This window comes from Tardiphaga sp. 862_B3_N4_1, assembly GCF_051811085.1.
GTDB classification, from domain to species: Bacteria; Pseudomonadota; Alphaproteobacteria; order Rhizobiales; family Xanthobacteraceae; genus Tardiphaga; species Tardiphaga robiniae.
Genome location: NZ_JBPWQB010000001.1, coordinates 201,073 through 215,213 on the forward strand (window position 1 = coordinate 201,073; position 14,141 = coordinate 215,213).

Annotated in this window: 13 protein-coding genes; 8 read left to right on the top strand and 5 right to left on the bottom strand. The window is 59.6% G+C overall.

All coding sequences use genetic code 11. From position 1 onward, the window contains the following. Positions 1-82: 82 nt before the first annotated feature. Positions 83-994: a LysR family transcriptional regulator gene (locus tag AB8B02_RS00930; protein ID WP_439062862.1), complete on the top strand. Its 912-nt coding sequence runs from the start codon at positions 83-85 to the stop codon at positions 992-994. 7 nt (positions 995-1,001) lie between these two features. Here the strand turns inward: AB8B02_RS00930 and AB8B02_RS00935 are convergent, their stop codons facing one another. From AB8B02_RS00935 to AB8B02_RS00955, 5 genes are all read right to left on the bottom strand, one after another. After that, positions 1,002-1,982, bottom strand: coding sequence for an ABC transporter substrate-binding protein (locus AB8B02_RS00935; RefSeq protein ID WP_439062863.1), 981 nt, complete (start codon positions 1,980-1,982; stop codon positions 1,002-1,004). Positions 1,983-2,013: 31 nt separating this feature from the next. After that, positions 2,014-3,144 (bottom strand): ABC transporter permease, encoded by a 1,131-nt coding sequence (locus AB8B02_RS00940; protein ID WP_439062864.1) that lies wholly within the window; start codon positions 3,142-3,144, stop codon positions 2,014-2,016. After that, positions 3,141-4,052, bottom strand: a complete 912-nt coding sequence (locus tag AB8B02_RS00945) for an ABC transporter permease (protein ID WP_439062865.1) — start codon at positions 4,050-4,052, stop codon at positions 3,141-3,143. The genes AB8B02_RS00940 and AB8B02_RS00945 overlap by 4 nt, the downstream gene beginning before the upstream one ends. 4 nt (positions 4,053-4,056) lie before the next feature. Further along, a complete protein-coding gene (locus tag AB8B02_RS00950; RefSeq protein WP_120291931.1) occupies positions 4,057-4,887 on the bottom strand; it encodes an ABC transporter ATP-binding protein in 831 nt (276 codons plus the stop codon). A gap of 309 nt (positions 4,888-5,196) precedes the next feature. Next, positions 5,197-5,997 (bottom strand): response regulator, encoded by an 801-nt coding sequence (locus AB8B02_RS00955; RefSeq protein WP_068735059.1) that lies wholly within the window; start codon positions 5,995-5,997, stop codon positions 5,197-5,199. A gap of 237 nt (positions 5,998-6,234) precedes the next feature. On the opposite strand from AB8B02_RS00955, the gene AB8B02_RS00960 reads away from it, so the two are divergent. The 7 genes from AB8B02_RS00960 (at position 6,235) to AB8B02_RS00990 (ending at position 14,065) form a co-directional block, all read left to right on the top strand. Then, complete coding sequence (locus AB8B02_RS00960; RefSeq protein WP_068735402.1) at positions 6,235-6,432, top strand: NepR family anti-sigma factor; 198 nt, start codon at positions 6,235-6,237, stop codon at positions 6,430-6,432. Beyond that, positions 6,432-6,980: a sigma-70 family RNA polymerase sigma factor gene (locus AB8B02_RS00965; RefSeq protein WP_068735058.1), complete on the top strand. Its 549-nt coding sequence runs from the start codon at positions 6,432-6,434 to the stop codon at positions 6,978-6,980. The genes AB8B02_RS00960 and AB8B02_RS00965 overlap by 1 nt, the downstream gene beginning before the upstream one ends. 231 nt (positions 6,981-7,211) lie before the next feature. Further along, the gene (locus tag AB8B02_RS00970) at positions 7,212-8,435 is read left to right on the top strand and encodes an ABC transporter substrate-binding protein (protein ID WP_439062866.1); all 1,224 of its coding nucleotides are present in this window, start codon (positions 7,212-7,214) and stop codon (positions 8,433-8,435) included. Positions 8,436-8,595: 160 nt separating this feature from the next. Beyond that, a complete protein-coding gene (locus tag AB8B02_RS00975; RefSeq protein WP_439059526.1) occupies positions 8,596-9,831 on the top strand; it encodes an ABC transporter substrate-binding protein in 1,236 nt (411 codons plus the stop codon). A 156-nt stretch (positions 9,832-9,987) separates the two neighbouring features. Continuing rightward, positions 9,988-11,223, top strand: coding sequence for an ABC transporter substrate-binding protein (locus AB8B02_RS00980; RefSeq protein ID WP_184511518.1), 1,236 nt, complete (start codon positions 9,988-9,990; stop codon positions 11,221-11,223). A 176-nt stretch (positions 11,224-11,399) separates the two neighbouring features. Further along, positions 11,400-12,641 carry an ABC transporter substrate-binding protein gene (locus AB8B02_RS00985; RefSeq protein WP_439062867.1) on the top strand — a complete coding sequence of 414 codons (1,242 nt, stop codon included), beginning with the start codon at positions 11,400-11,402 and terminating at the stop codon, positions 12,639-12,641. Positions 12,642-12,823: 182 nt separating this feature from the next. Continuing rightward, complete coding sequence (locus tag AB8B02_RS00990) at positions 12,824-14,065, top strand: ABC transporter substrate-binding protein (protein WP_439062868.1); 1,242 nt, start codon at positions 12,824-12,826, stop codon at positions 14,063-14,065. The last annotated feature ends 76 nt before the right edge of the window (positions 14,066-14,141 follow it).

Genomic DNA, 14,141 nt, shown 5'->3' on the forward strand with positions numbered 1-14,141 from the left:
GCATGTCGCTTTGGGGGCATTGAAGCCAGAAGCTTCCCTCTATTCAATTGAATTAATTCTATCCCATTGATAGAAATCATCTATGGATGTGAATCTCCGGCAGATCCGGTCTTTCGTCGTCGTTGCCCAAGCCGGCAGCTTCACCCGCGCCGCGGAGTTGCTGCATCTGGCGCAGCCGACGCTGACGGTTCAGATCAGGCGCCTCGAAGAAACCCTCGAGGTGAAACTGTTCGATCGCAACACCCGCTCCGTCGAACTGACGCGGGTCGGCCGCGAACTGCTGCCGGTGTTTCAGCGCATGATCCGCGATCTCGATGCCGTCGTCGTGGATACTCGCGATATCGCGGCCAAGCGCCGGGGCGTCGTCCGGATCGCGGCGCTTCCCTCGGTCGCCGCGGGTGCCCTGCCCGAGGCCATCAAGTCGTTTCGCGAGTTGCAGCCCGGCGCATCTTTCGTCCTGAAGGACGTGATCGCCAACCGCGTCCTGGACCTCGTCCGCTCAGAAGAGGTCGATCTCGGCATCATGGGCGGCAGCGTCACCGACCACGACGTGGAAGTGCTGCTCGAAGTGCGCGACCGCATGCATGTGGTGTTTCCGGCGAAGCACCCGATCGGCGGCATCCGCAAGGTCACCATCGACGATCTGATGAAATATCCGCTGGTGCTGATGGATCCCGCGACCAGCGTCCGCGCGGTCGTTGACAGCGCCTTCCTGACCGCGGGACACATCGCGCAGCCGACCTGCGAAGCGACCTATATGATGACGGCCATCGCCATGGTCCGCGCCGGCCTGGGCATCACCATCCTGCCAGGCTCCGCACGCGAGATCGGCGCTGAGCCGGACCTGCGCTCGCGGCAGATCGACGTCGCGGATTTCTCGCGGGCCATCACCATCATCAAGAAGGCCGGCCGCACGCTGCCGCCGATCAGTGAAGCCTTTGGCGATCACCTCGCCAAATCAATCGGCGCTCAGCCGTTATTCGCGCGCCGCTGATGCGCAATTACTTCATCGCCTCATAGACCGCGAAGCTGTAGGCACCTTCCGGCTTCTTGGTAATCACGGGATCCGAACCGCCAGACATCAGCGTCGCAACGGTGCGATCATAGTCCTTGACGTCGAGCTTGCCATTGGCATCGCCGAGCAACTTGCTGACCTCGGTCATCATGCGCTTCTGGTCTTTGGCAGTCTTGGCGCCCGTGGAGTCGCCAGCCAGAATGATCTTCACGGCTTCGTCGGGATTGGTCTTGGCATAGTCCCAGCCCTTCATCGACGCCTTCACGAACTTCGCCATCTTGGCAACGAAGGCTGGATCCTTGAGATTCTTGTCGAGCACCCAGAGACCGTCCTCCAGCGTCGCGACGCCCTCGTCCTCATATTTGAACACGGTAAGCTGGCTCGGCTTGTAGCCGCCATCGATCACCTGCCAGTATTCATTGTAGGCCATCGTCGATACACAATCGGCCTGCTTCTGCAGCAGCGGATCAACATTGAAGCCCTGCTTGATGATCTTGACGCCGGCCGGCGAACCATCGGTCTTGTAGCCCAGCTTCGACATCCAGGAGAGGAACGGATATTCGTTGCCGCCATACCAGACGCCGGTGACCTTGCCCTTCAGATCGGTCGGCTTCTTGATGCCGGTCTCGGCGCGGCAGGTGAGTTCGAGCCCGGACTTCTTGAAGGTCTGCGAAATATTCACCAGCGGCACGCCCTTCTCGCGCGAGGCCAGCGCCGACGGCATCCAGTCCACCACCACATCGGCACCGCCGCCCGCGATCACTTGCGGTGGGGCGACATCGGGACCGCCCGGCTTGATCGTCACGTCGAGCCCGGCGTCCTTGTAGAAGCCCTTCTCCTTGGCGACGAAGTAGCCGGCGAACTGGGCCTGTGCGACCCATTTGAGCTGGATGGTGACCTTGTCCGCCGCTTGCGCGGAGCCGAGCGAGAGAGCCATCGCTGCGCCGAATGCCATGATCTTCTTCATGCTCAACTCCAGAATTGGCGAACCTGCCGAACTAGGTCCGCATCAATGGATGCCAAAACGTCGTCACGCGCTCGGCGAGCGCAACAAGTCCATAAAATGCCATTCCCGCGATCGCGGCCAGCGCGATCTCCGCCCACACCATATCGAGCGCCATGCGCCCGGCTTCGGTGGAAATTCGAAAGCCGATGCCTTGCGTCGGCGTGCCGAAGAATTCCGCGACAATGGCACCGATCAGGGCCAGTGTGGCATTGATCTTCAGTGCATTGAAGATGAAAGGTAGAGCAGCGGGAAGATACAACTTGATGAGAGTCTGGGCATAGCTCGCGCCGTAGGAGCGCATCAGATCACGCTCGATATCGCCGGCAGCTTGCAGACCGGCCAACGCATTCACCAGCATCGGGAAGAATGTCACCAGCGCCACGACCGCGGCCTTCGACGGCCAGTCGAAGCCGAACCACATGACCATGATCGGCGCGACGCCAACCAGCGGCAGTGCCGAGAAGAAGTTACCCAAGGGTAGCAGCCCGCGGCCGAGAAATTCAAAGCGATGCGCGAGGATCGCCACCAGAAGCCCAGCGCCGCAGCCGATGGCATAGCCGATCAGCACACCACGGATGAAGGTCTGCACGAAATCCGCGCCCAATATCGGCAGCGACGCCATGAATTTCACAGCGGCAGCGCTCGGCGACGGCAGCAGCACTGGCGGCACGCCGGCCCCGCGCACCACGACCTCCCAGAGATAGAACACGGCCGCACCGAACAGCAGCGGAATGGCGAGATCGATGATCTTCCGAAATGCGCTGTTGCGCGGTTTCAGCCCCGCGAGCGCGACGACGCAGATCCAAGATGCCAGCCAGACTCCGATCACGACCATCCAGAAGCCTGATGCCGCATCGCCGGCGATCAAGGGATCGCGGAGCAGCATCAGTGTCATATCCGCAGTGATGCCTGCCCCGACAAGCCCGATCACGATGGCAGGCAGGCCACGGAAGCCGGCAGCGAAAGCGAACACAAGCACGATGACGCCGGTCAGCAGAAACGTCAGCGGGCGCGCCATCAGCGCGGCGACAGGCACACCCGAGAGCGGCAATGGCAGCATCAGTGTAATCAGCACGCACACTGCCGACATGATGAAGCCCAGGCGGATCTGGCGACGATTCATGCCCGCGCCCCCATCCGCTGCGCGACCTTGCGTTCGGCATAGCTCACAATCGCAATCAGGCCCGAGGCTAGCACGGCGGCGGCAACCAGTGCCGACCAGATCTGGATGGTCTGGCCGTAATAGGAGCCGGCCAGCAGGCGTGCACCGATGCCGGCTTCCGCGCCGGTCGGCAATTCCGCGACGATGGCGCCGATCAGCGAGATGGTGATGGCGACCTTGAGGCTGGCAAAGAGATACGGCACGGCCGATGGCCAGCGCAATTTCGACAGCACCTGTCTAGATGTCGCCGACCATGTGCGCATCAGGTCCATCTGCATCGGATCGGGCGAGGTAAAGCCTTTCACCATGCCGATGGTGATGGGAAAGAAGCTCAGATAGGCCGAGATGATCGATTTCGGCAGCAGGCCCTGTAGGCCGACGGCACCGAGCACCACAATGAAGATCGGCGCCAGCGCCAATATGGGCACCATCTGCGAGCAGATGATCCACGGCATCAGGCTACGCTCCAGCACGCGGCTGTGCACGATGGCGAGCGCCAGCACGATGCCGAGCAGCGCGCCCAGCGCGAAGCCGAGCAGCGTCGCCGACAGCGTCACCATGGAATGATAGACGAGGCTACGCGGCGCCGTCGGCGCATAGCCGAACACGCCGTCGATGAAAGCACCGACCACCTGATGCGGCGCCGGCAGCGGCGGCCGTTCCGCGCTCATGGTGCCTTCCAGCAATTCCATCGTCGTGTAAGGCGCTTCCTCGCGCTCGAAGCCGCCGCGCACAAGCGACAGGTTCATCAGCACGGCGCCGATGTACCAGACGATGATCAGCACTGCGACAATGGTCACCAGCGGCGCACTACGCTTGACCAACGGATGCGTGCGCCGTGCCGCGCGCGCGACCGGTATCGTATCCACCGTACTACTCGTCATAGGAATGCCCGGCACGCAGCCCCGTGCGCACGCGCTGCGCGATCGCCATGAATTCCGGCGTCTCGCGAATTTCCAGCGTGCGGTCGCGCCGGAAATTGCAGTCGATGATATCAGTGATACGGCCCGGCCGCGGCGACATCACCACGATCTTGGTGGAAAGAAACACCGCTTCGGGAATCGAATGCGTCACGAACAACACGGTCTTGCGGGTCTTGGCCCAGAGCTGCAGGAGCTGTTCGTTGAGATGATCGCGCACGATCTCATCCAGTGCTCCGAACGGCTCGTCCATCAGCAGCAATTCGGGATCGAACGACAGCGCCCGTGCGATGGAAACCCGCTGCTGCATGCCGCCGGAGAGCTGCCAGGGAAACTTGCGTTCGAAGCCGGTGAGATTGACGAGGTCGAGGTAGCGCGCGGCGCGCTGTTTCTGTTCGGTCGGCGAGAACCCCATCAATTCCAGCGGCAGCTTGAGGTTGGCCTCGATGCTGCGCCAGGGAAACAATGCCGGCGCCTGAAACACATAGCCGTAATTGCGCCCCAGCCGCGCCTGCTCGGCACTCATGCCATTGACAGTGACGCTCCCAGAGCTTGGTTGCTGCAGGTCCGCGATCACACGCAGCAGCGTGGTCTTGCCGCAGCCGGAGGGACCGATGAAGGAGACGAACTCCCCACCACTGATTTGCAGATCGACATTGGATAGCGCTTCGACCTTGCCGTCGGCCGTATCGAAAGTGAGCGACACCTTGCTGACATCGACCGCAACGGGGCGTGTCACTGTGGATTGATAGATATGAGGTTCAGCGTCGGCAGTTGAGTTCATGCGCACCGGTTCGACCAGAAGGGTCACGCAGCCGCGCCAGCCCGTCAAAGCCTATGAGCCCTGCGGGACGTGGCAATTTGCCGCTTATCGAGGGATGATATCGGCATTGATCGCTGCATCAACACAATACTGTCAGCCCCCTCCTTCTGCCCGCTGATAGTTTGCGCAAGCGAAGAGGACTTATTGAGCAGGTATCATCCAGCGCGATGGCTTCTGGCCAAACGAAAGCGACCGGGCACATGGCCCAGCCGCTTCGATATCAATCAATACCAGCGAGATCAGGACGCCCGAAGTTAGGGCGCCTTGAAATCAGGATGCCTTGGCTGTCTTGTTCTTTGAGTTGCGCTGGAAGAACAGCGCCTGGCTGGCGACGGCCGAGACCATCGCGGGCTGGAACGGCTTCGAGATCAGGAAGGCCGGCTCCGGACGTTCGCCAGTCAGGAAACGCTCCGGATAGGCGGTGATGAAGACTACCGGCACTTCGAAGATGCGCAGCAACTCGTTCACCGCATCGAGACCCGAGCTGCCATCGGCGAGCTGGATATCGGCGAGGATCAGGCCGGGCTTCTTGTTCTTTGCGAGCGCAACCGCATCTGCATGGGTGCGTGCAACGCCGATGACGTTATGACCGAGATTCTTCACGAGGCTTTCGAGATCCATCGCGATGAAGGTCTCGTCCTCGATGATAAGAACGTCGGTGGCGATTTCGGCGGCCATTTCTCGGCCGGCCGTATCGGCCAGCGTACGCACTTCCGCCACATCAGCGTCGAGTACGAAGGCGACTTCCTCTTCCGAGAAGCCTTCGAGCGACAGCAACAGGAAGGCCTGTCGTGGCAGCGGGGTGATGTTGGAAATGCGCTTCTCGGAGGCGGCCTGCAGCGGCGCGACGTCCGGATTGTCGTTCAAGGCGACAGAGTTCCAAATCTGGGTGAACAGGCGAAACAAGCCGGCACGGGCTCCGTGTTGCTCGTCGAGCAACGACTGGTCCTGCAGCAACGCTTCCAGCATGGCGCCTACATAGGCATCGCCTGAGGCCTGGTTACCTGTGAGGGCGCGGGCATAGCGCCGCAACAGCGGCAAGTGTTCAGCTACGAGCTGTGATCGGGACATCCCCACTCCATCCTGTCTGGTCAAAGACGACTCTACGTCAAAGTCGAAGGGGTATTCGGATACAATCCGGCTCCCTCGTTGTGCTTGTTTACGCCCCAGCCAGACAAAAGTTCCATCGGGTCGGAACTTTCGGCCACGCTCCGCATTAGATCGCCGACAGACGCCGCAAAGGCTTCAAAAATCAAGAAAATTTCTCAAATTCCAGGGACATGTCTTCTGGGGAATGTGGAACGGGTCATGAAAGATGTGAAGCCAAAGGGCGGATTAAACGCCGAAATCCAGTCACGGATCGGGCATCAGTTGCGCGCCATGTACGACGATGTCGTGCGACAGGGCGTGCCGGACCGATTTGCGGAGCTGATCCGCAAGCTGGACGGGGCTGAGGCTCAAGCCCAGATCGCTGGCGATCCCGGCAAAAATGAAGGAGGGGAATAATGCCTCTCACAGACTCACTCCGCGACGACATTCTGGCGTCGGTGCCTAGCCTGCGCGCCTTCGCGATCTCGCTCTCCGGCAACGGCGACCGGGCAGATGACCTCGTTCAGGAAACGCTGTTGCGCGCTCTCGCCAATATCGACTCCTTCCAGGTCGGCTCGAATCTCCCTGCGTGGTTGTTCACCATTCTGCGCAACCTGTTCCGGTCGGACTATCGCAAGCGGCGACGGGAAGTCGAGGATGCGGACGGCAGCTATGCCAAGACTCTGAAGACCCAGCCGGCACAAAACGCCCATCTGGAATTTGAGGAGTTTCGCGCGGCGCTTGAGAAGCTTCCGCAGGATCAGCGCGAAGCGCTTATTCTCGTCGGCGCATCGGGCTTCTCCTATGAGGACGCGGCCACGATCTGCGGCTGCGCCGTCGGCACCATCAAGAGCCGCGTCAACCGCGCGCGTTCGAAGCTCAGCGCTCTTCTCTATGTGGATGGCGCGGAAGACTTCGGCCCGGACGATACCGTCCGCGCAGTGATCGGCGGATCGGGCGGTTAGTTCGATCCGACAATTGAGGCAAGACAAGCGGTCACTTCGGTGGCCGCTTTTTTTGCGCGAGTTGGTATGAGTGTATCAGCAGCGCGCCAACTTCTTCCGCAATCGTGGCGAAGGAACCGCCACCATCTTTCCGCCACACAGAAAGTGCCCCTCGCGCTCACATCGCCGGGGATTTTTGTTGATGCACATGCCATTAACGCCTCGCGACTGCTGTACGAGGACCAACCCGGGATGCCTGCCTTTCGACCACGAACAATCTCGCTTGCCGCCGCACTGAGCATCGCCTGCGCCGGCCATGCCCTCGCGCAGAAGCGATACGATCCCGGCGCATCCGACACCGAGATCAAGATCGGCAACATCATGCCCTATAGCGGGCCGGCTTCGGCCTATGGCATCGCGGGCATCATCGAGGCCGCTTATTTCCGGATGATCAACGATCAGGGCGGCATCAACGGCCGCAAGATCAATTTCATCAGCTATGACGATGCCTATAATCCGTCCAAGGCGGTCGAGCAGGCCCGCAAGCTGGTCGAATCCGACGAGGTGCTCGTCGTGTTCAATCCACTCGGCACACCGTCCAATGCGGCGATCCAGAAATATCTCAACATCAAGAAAGTGCCGCAACTGTTCGTCGCCGCCGGCGCGACCTATTTCGGAAATCACAAGGCTTTCCCGTGGACCATAGCGTGGCAGCCGCCCTATGAGAGCGAGGGCCGCATCTATGCGAAATATCTGCTGAACGAAAAGCCCGACGCGAAGATCGCGATGCTCTATCAGAACGACGACCTCGGCAAGGACGTGCTGAAGGGCCTGAAAGATGGTCTCGGCGACAAAGCTGGAGGCATGCTGATCGCCGCCGAAAGCTATGAGGTCACCGAGCCGACCATCGATAGCCACATCATCAATCTGAAAGCCTCTGGCGCCGATACGTTCATCAGCGTCACGACACCGAAGTCGGCGGTCCAGAGTATCCGCAAGATCTCCGAACTCGGCTGGAAGCCGCTCTACATCCAGGGCTATGCCAGCGCGTCGATCAGTTCCGTGCTGAAACCGGCGGGACAGGAGATTTCGCAAGGCATCCTGTCGGCCTATTACGCCAAGGACGGCTCAGATCCACAATGGGACAATGAGCCCGGCATGCAGCGCTTCTACGCGTTTCTCGCCAAATACGCGCCGGACGCCCGCCGCAACGACATCTCCGTGGTCTATGGCTACGGCGCAGCTCAGACCATGGTTCAGGTGCTGAAGCAGGCAGGCGACGATCTCACCCGTGCCAATGTGATGAAGCAAGCCGCCAGCCTGAAGGACTTCGCGCCGGACACGATGCTGCCGGGCATCAAGCTCAACACGTCCGCGACTGATTTCTACCCGATCGAACAGTTGCAGATGATGCGCTTCAAGGGCGACAAATGGGAGTTATTTGGCCCTGTGATTTCGGGCGAGATCAGCCGCTGAATTATACCGGGGGACGGCATATCCATTGCCCAATAAAGCAGCCCTTCGCGGTGTCGTCGCGAGGGGCTTTTTGTTGCCGCATACACGCGAACGGTGTTCAATCCGGCCGGAGCCGCAAAGGCCCGCAAAACAAGACGAATAAAAATCAGGGAGTTCTGAAATGCCTTCGATCCGATCGCGCGCACTGGCTTTGTCGGTTGCCGCGGCCCTCAGCGTCGCAGCCAGCGGCAGCGCGCTGGCCCAGAAGAAATACGACACCGGCGCCACTGACACCGAAATCACGATCGGCAACATTATGCCGTATAGCGGCCCTGCCTCATCCTACGGACTGATCGGCAAGACTGAAACCGCCTATTTCAAAATGATCAACGACCAGGGCGGCATCAACGGCCGCAAGATCAATTTCATCAGCTACGACGACGCCTATTCGCCGCCCAAGGCGGTCGAACAGGCCCGCAAGCTGGTCGAAAGCGACGAGGCACTGTTCATCTTCAATTCGCTCGGCACGCCGTCGAATACCGCGTTCCAGAAATACATGAATGCCAAGAAGGTGCCGCAACTCTTCGTCGCCACCGGCGCCAGCAAGTGGAACGATCCGAAGCACTTCCCGTGGACGATGGGCTGGCAGCCGAGCTACGCGGTCGAAGCACAAATCTACGCAAAATATCTGATGAAGGAGAAGCCGGACGCCAAGGTCGCGGTGATCTATCAGAACGACGATTTCGGCAAGGACTACCAGAAGGCGTTCAAAGAAGCGCTGGGTGCCAAGGCTGCCACGATGCTGGTCACGGAAGAGAGCTATGAGATTTCCGAGCCGACCATCGATTCCCACATCGTGAAAGTGAAGTCGCTCAATCCTGATGTTGTCGTCCATTTCGTAACGCCGAAATTCGCGGCTCAAGGCATCAAGAAGATCGGTGAACTCGGCTGGAAGCCGCTGCAGCTCGTGACCAATGTCAGCGTCTCCGTCGGAGCAGTGATGCAGCCGGCAGGCTTTGCCAATGCAGAGGGCGTCCTGTCGGCCGACTACCGCAAGGACGGCGCGGATTCGCAATGGAAAGACGATGCGGGCATGAAGAAATGGTCGGCCTTCATCGACAAATACATGCCGGGCGCCGATCGCACCGACAACAGCCTCGTCTACGGTTATGGCGCCGCGCAGACGCTGGTGAAGGTGCTGGAGATGTGCGGTGACAACCTGACCCGCGAGAATGTCATGAAGCAGGCGGCAAGCCTGAAGGACTTCGCGCCAGACACGCTGCTGCCGGGCATCACCATCTCCACCTCGGCCACCGACTATGCGCCGATCGCGCAGTTGCGGATGATGCGCTTCAAGGGCGACAAGTGGGAGCTGTTCGGCGAGGTGATCAATGCCGACACGACTGCGCCGGACTAGTACCGCAGCACTTTGCACTGCACCACCAAAACAATGGGGCCCCTGCGATTTGGTCGCAGGGGCTTATTCTTGTGACCGGCGCATCAGGGGTATTCAATGCGAACAGGAGTCGCAGAACTCCAACAAAGACCTGGGAAGAAATGATCAAGGAGATCCATGATGCTCGCACGATCCATGCGCCTTGCAGCACTGCCTGCTGCTATGGCGCTTCTGGCCGCCAGTGTATCCAGCGCGCTCGCGCAGAAGAAATACGACACCGGCGCCACCGATACTGAAATCAAGATCGGCAACATCATTCCTTACAGCGGCCCCGCATCTGCCTATGGAACGATCGGCAAAACCGAGACCGCCTATTTCAATATGATCAACGCACAGGGCGGCATCAACGGACGCAAGATCAATTTCATCAGTTACGACGACGCCTACTCGCCGCCGAAAGCCGTGGAGCAGGTGCGAAGGCTGGTCGAATCCGACGAGGTGCTGGTGGTGTTCAATCCACTGGGTACGCCCTCGAACACCGCGATCCAGAAATATCTGAACGGCAAGAAAGTGCCGCAGCTTTTCGTTGCCACCGGCGCCACCAAGTGGAACGATCCGAAGAACTTCCCGTGGACGATCGGCTGGCAGCCCTCCTATCAGAGCGAAGCACAGATCTATGCGAAGTATCTTCTGAAGGAGAAGCCGAACGCGAAAATCGGCGTACTTTACCAGAACGACGATTTCGGCAAGGACTATCTGAAGGGCTTCAAGGACGGCCTCGGCGACAAGGCAGCATCGATGATCACTATCGAGGACAGTTACGAGATCGCCGAACCGACCATTGACACCCATGTGGTGAAGCTGAAAGCTGCGAACCCCGACGTGCTGATGATCTTCACCACGCCAAAATTCGCGGCACAGACTATCAAGAAGACCGCCGAGCTTGGCTGGAAGCCGTTGCAGATTCTCGCCAATGTCAGCGTCTCCGTGGGAGCGGTGATGCAGCCTGCCGGCTTCGACAATGCGCAAGGCGTGCTGTCGGCCTCCTACACCAAGGACGGCACCGACTCCCAGTGGAAGGACGATCCCGGCATGAAGAAGTGGAACGCGTTCCTCGACAAATACATGCCGGACGCCAACAAGGCGGATTCGAGCACGGTCTATGGCTATGGTGCTGCGCAGACGCTGGTCAAGGTGCTGCAGATGTGCGGCGACGACCTGACCCGGGCGAATGTCATGAAGCAGACCGCCAGCCTGAAGGACTTTACCCCCGACACGCTGCTGCCGGGCATCACCATCAATACCTCGCCCACCGATTTCGCGCCGATCTCGCAATTGCAGATGCAGCGTTTCAAGGGCGACAAGTGGGAGCGCTTCGGCGAGATCTTCAGCGCCGACGCCGTCACGCAATAGCTCGGCTGCGGCAGCAGCTCTGCTGCATCAGCGAACACGAATTATACCGCTCTCGCGACCACGTCGCGGGGGCTTTTTCTTGCTGGCGATCCCGCGCGGGTGTTGAATGTCGTCAGGAGCCGCAGAGCTCCACGTCAAGAAACATGACACATCACAATTGATCAGGGAGATCCGAAATGCCTGCAATGCACTTGCGTTTGGCCACGTTTTCAGCCGCCTATTTGGCTGGCTTGGCTTTGCTCGCCGCATCCGCCACCGGGGCGCTCGCCCAGAAAAAATACGACACCGGCGCCTCCGATACCGAAATCAAGATCGGCAACATCATGCCCTACAGCGGACCCGCCTCCGCCTATGGCGTGATCGGAAAAACCGAGGAAGCCTACTTCAAGAAGATCAATGCCGCTGGCGGCATCAACGGTCGCAAGATCAACTTCATCAGTTATGACGATGCCTATTCGCCGCCAAAGACCGTCGAGCAGGCGCGCAAGCTGGTGGAATCGGACGAAGTTCTGCTGGTGTTCAACTCGCTCGGCACACCGCCGAACTCGGCGATCCAGAAATACATGAACAGTAAGAAGGTGCCGCAACTGTTCGTGGCCACCGGCGCCACCAAGTGGAACGACCCGAAGGACTTCCCCTGGACCATGGGCTGGCAGCCCAACTACCAGAGCGAGACGCAAATCTATGCAAAATATCTTTTGAAGGAAAAGCCCGGCGCGAAGATTGCCGTCCTTTACCAGAACGATGACTACGGCAAGGACTATCTCAAAGGTCTGAAGGACGGCCTTGGCGCAAAGGCCGCCTCGATGATCGTAGTGGAGGAGAGCTACGAGACCTCCGAGCCGACCATCGACAATCACATCGTCAAGCTGAAGTCGTTGAACGCCGACGTATTCGTCAACATCACGACGCCGAAATTTGCGGCGCAGGCTATCAAGAAGGCGGCCGAGATCGGCTGGAAACCGATGCACTTCCTCAACAACGTGTCCAACTCGATCGGCAGCGTGATGAAGCCGGCCGGCTTCGAAAACTCGCAGGACATTATTTCCGCAGCGTATCTGAAGGACGTCGCGGATACCCAGTGGAACAACGACCCCGGCATGAAGGAATTTCTCGCCTTCCTCGACAAGGATTTTCCGGAAGGCAACAAGCTCGATGGATTGATCGTTACCGGTTATGGGGTCGCCCAGACGCTGGTTGAGGTTCTCAAGAAGTGCGGTGACAACCTCACCCGCGAAAACGTCATGAAGCAGGCGGCCAGCCTGAAGGACTTCCGAACGGAGGTGCTGCTGCCCGGCATCAAGATCAACACATCTGCGACCGACTTTGCGCCGATCAGCCAGCTTCAGCTGATGCGCTTCAAGGGCGATAAATGGGAGCTGTTCGGCGAGGTCATTAGCGCTGACGTGGGTGGCTGATCGCCTTCATTCCACATAACGGAAAATACTAAGGCCCGCGTCAAAAACAGCGCGGGCCTTGTTGCGTTTTTGGTCGCTTTCCATTTGAGCCATTGTGCAATCGCGGTATGACTTATCTCGCAGGCGCAAAAGAGCCTGCAGAACAAGAAAATCTCGCCTTGCAAGCAAGGGAAGGAACTCAAATGTCTGCCACGTCCGCGCGGCTGTTGTCGCTCTCGGCCGCGATCATGTTGCTCGCCATTTCCTCGACCCACGTCCTCGCCCAAAAGAAATACGACACTGGCGCCAGCGACACCGAAATCAAGCTCGGCAACATCGTGCCCTATAGCGGACCGGCCTCGGCCTATGGCGCCGTCGGCAAGGCACAGGCCGGCTATTTCAAGATGATCAACGACAAGGGCGGCATCAACGGCCGCATGATCAACTACATCTCCTACGATGACGCCTATTCGCCACCGAAGGCTGTCGAGCAGACCCGCAAGCTCGTCGAGTCCGACGAAGTGCTCTTGATGTTCTCGGCGCTCGGCACGCCGTCCAATACGGCGATCCAGAAATATCTCAACGCCAAGAAGGTGCCGCAACTGTTCCTGGCCACTGGCGCCACCAAATGGGCCGATCCGAAGAACTTCCCCTGGACCATGGGCTGGCTGCCCAGCTACCAGAGCGAAGGCCGCATCTATGCCAAGTACCTCTTGAAGGAAAAGGCCGGCGCGAAGATCGGCGTGCTCTTTCAGAATGACGACTTCGGTAAGGATTATCTCAAGGGCGTCAAGGACGGCCTCGGCGACAAGGCTTCCTCCATCGTCATCGAGGAGAGCTATGAGCTGACCGAGCCGACCGTGGATTCCCACATCGTCAAGATGAAGTCGCTCAATCCCGACGTTGTCATCATCTTCGCGACGCCGAAGTTTGCCGCACAGACCATCAAGAAGATCGCTGAACTGGGCTGGAAGCCGACCATGATCGTTCCGGGCGTCAGCGTATCGATCGGCCAGGTGCTGCGTCCCGCAGGCTTCGAGAACGCGCAGGGCTTGCTCTCCGCGCACTACTCCAAGGACGCCACCGACCCGCAGTGGAAGGACGATCCGGGCATCAAGGCCTATCGCGAATTTCTCGCCAAATACGTGCCGGACGGCAACCCGTCGGATTCGTCGCTGATGTCCGGCTACAATATCGCCGAGACTATGGCGGTCCTGCTCAAGCAGTGCGGTGACGACCTCACCCGCGCCAATGTGATGAAGCAGGCGGCGAACCTGAAAGACGTCCAGCAGTCGACGCTGCTGCCGGGCGTCAAGGTCAACACCTCGCCCACAGACTTCTCGCCCATTGAGCAGATGCAGCTGATGCGGTTCGAGGGTGAGAACTGGAAACTGTTCGGCGACGTGCTGACCGGTGAACTCGGCGAAAGCGGCAAGGGCGGTTAGCTCTTACTTCCCCTCTCCCCCAGCGCAGCGAAGCTGCGCGCCGCGGGAGAGGGTGCCTGAGCGAAGCGAAGGCGGG

Coding starts and splice junctions, on each gene's coding strand:
- AB8B02_RS00930 (WP_439062862.1), top strand. CDS start 83: ATGGATGTGAATCTCCGGCAGATCCGGTCTTTCGTCGTCGTTGCCCAA.
- AB8B02_RS00935 (WP_439062863.1), bottom strand. CDS start 1,982: ATGAAGAAGATCATGGCATTCGGCGCAGCGATGGCTCTCTCGCTCGGC.
- AB8B02_RS00940 (WP_439062864.1), bottom strand. CDS start 3,144: ATGAATCGTCGCCAGATCCGCCTGGGCTTCATCATGTCGGCAGTGTGC.
- AB8B02_RS00950 (WP_120291931.1), bottom strand. CDS start 4,887: ATGAACTCAACTGCCGACGCTGAACCTCATATCTATCAATCCACAGTG.
- AB8B02_RS00955 (WP_068735059.1), bottom strand. CDS start 5,997: ATGTCCCGATCACAGCTCGTAGCTGAACACTTGCCGCTGTTGCGGCGC.
- AB8B02_RS00960 (WP_068735402.1), top strand. CDS start 6,235: ATGAAAGATGTGAAGCCAAAGGGCGGATTAAACGCCGAAATCCAGTCA.
- AB8B02_RS00965 (WP_068735058.1), top strand. CDS start 6,432: ATGCCTCTCACAGACTCACTCCGCGACGACATTCTGGCGTCGGTGCCT.
- AB8B02_RS00970 (WP_439062866.1), top strand. CDS start 7,212: ATGCCTGCCTTTCGACCACGAACAATCTCGCTTGCCGCCGCACTGAGC.
- AB8B02_RS00975 (WP_439059526.1), top strand. CDS start 8,596: ATGCCTTCGATCCGATCGCGCGCACTGGCTTTGTCGGTTGCCGCGGCC.
- AB8B02_RS00980 (WP_184511518.1), top strand. CDS start 9,988: ATGATGCTCGCACGATCCATGCGCCTTGCAGCACTGCCTGCTGCTATG.
- AB8B02_RS00985 (WP_439062867.1), top strand. CDS start 11,400: ATGCCTGCAATGCACTTGCGTTTGGCCACGTTTTCAGCCGCCTATTTG.
- AB8B02_RS00990 (WP_439062868.1), top strand. CDS start 12,824: ATGTCTGCCACGTCCGCGCGGCTGTTGTCGCTCTCGGCCGCGATCATG.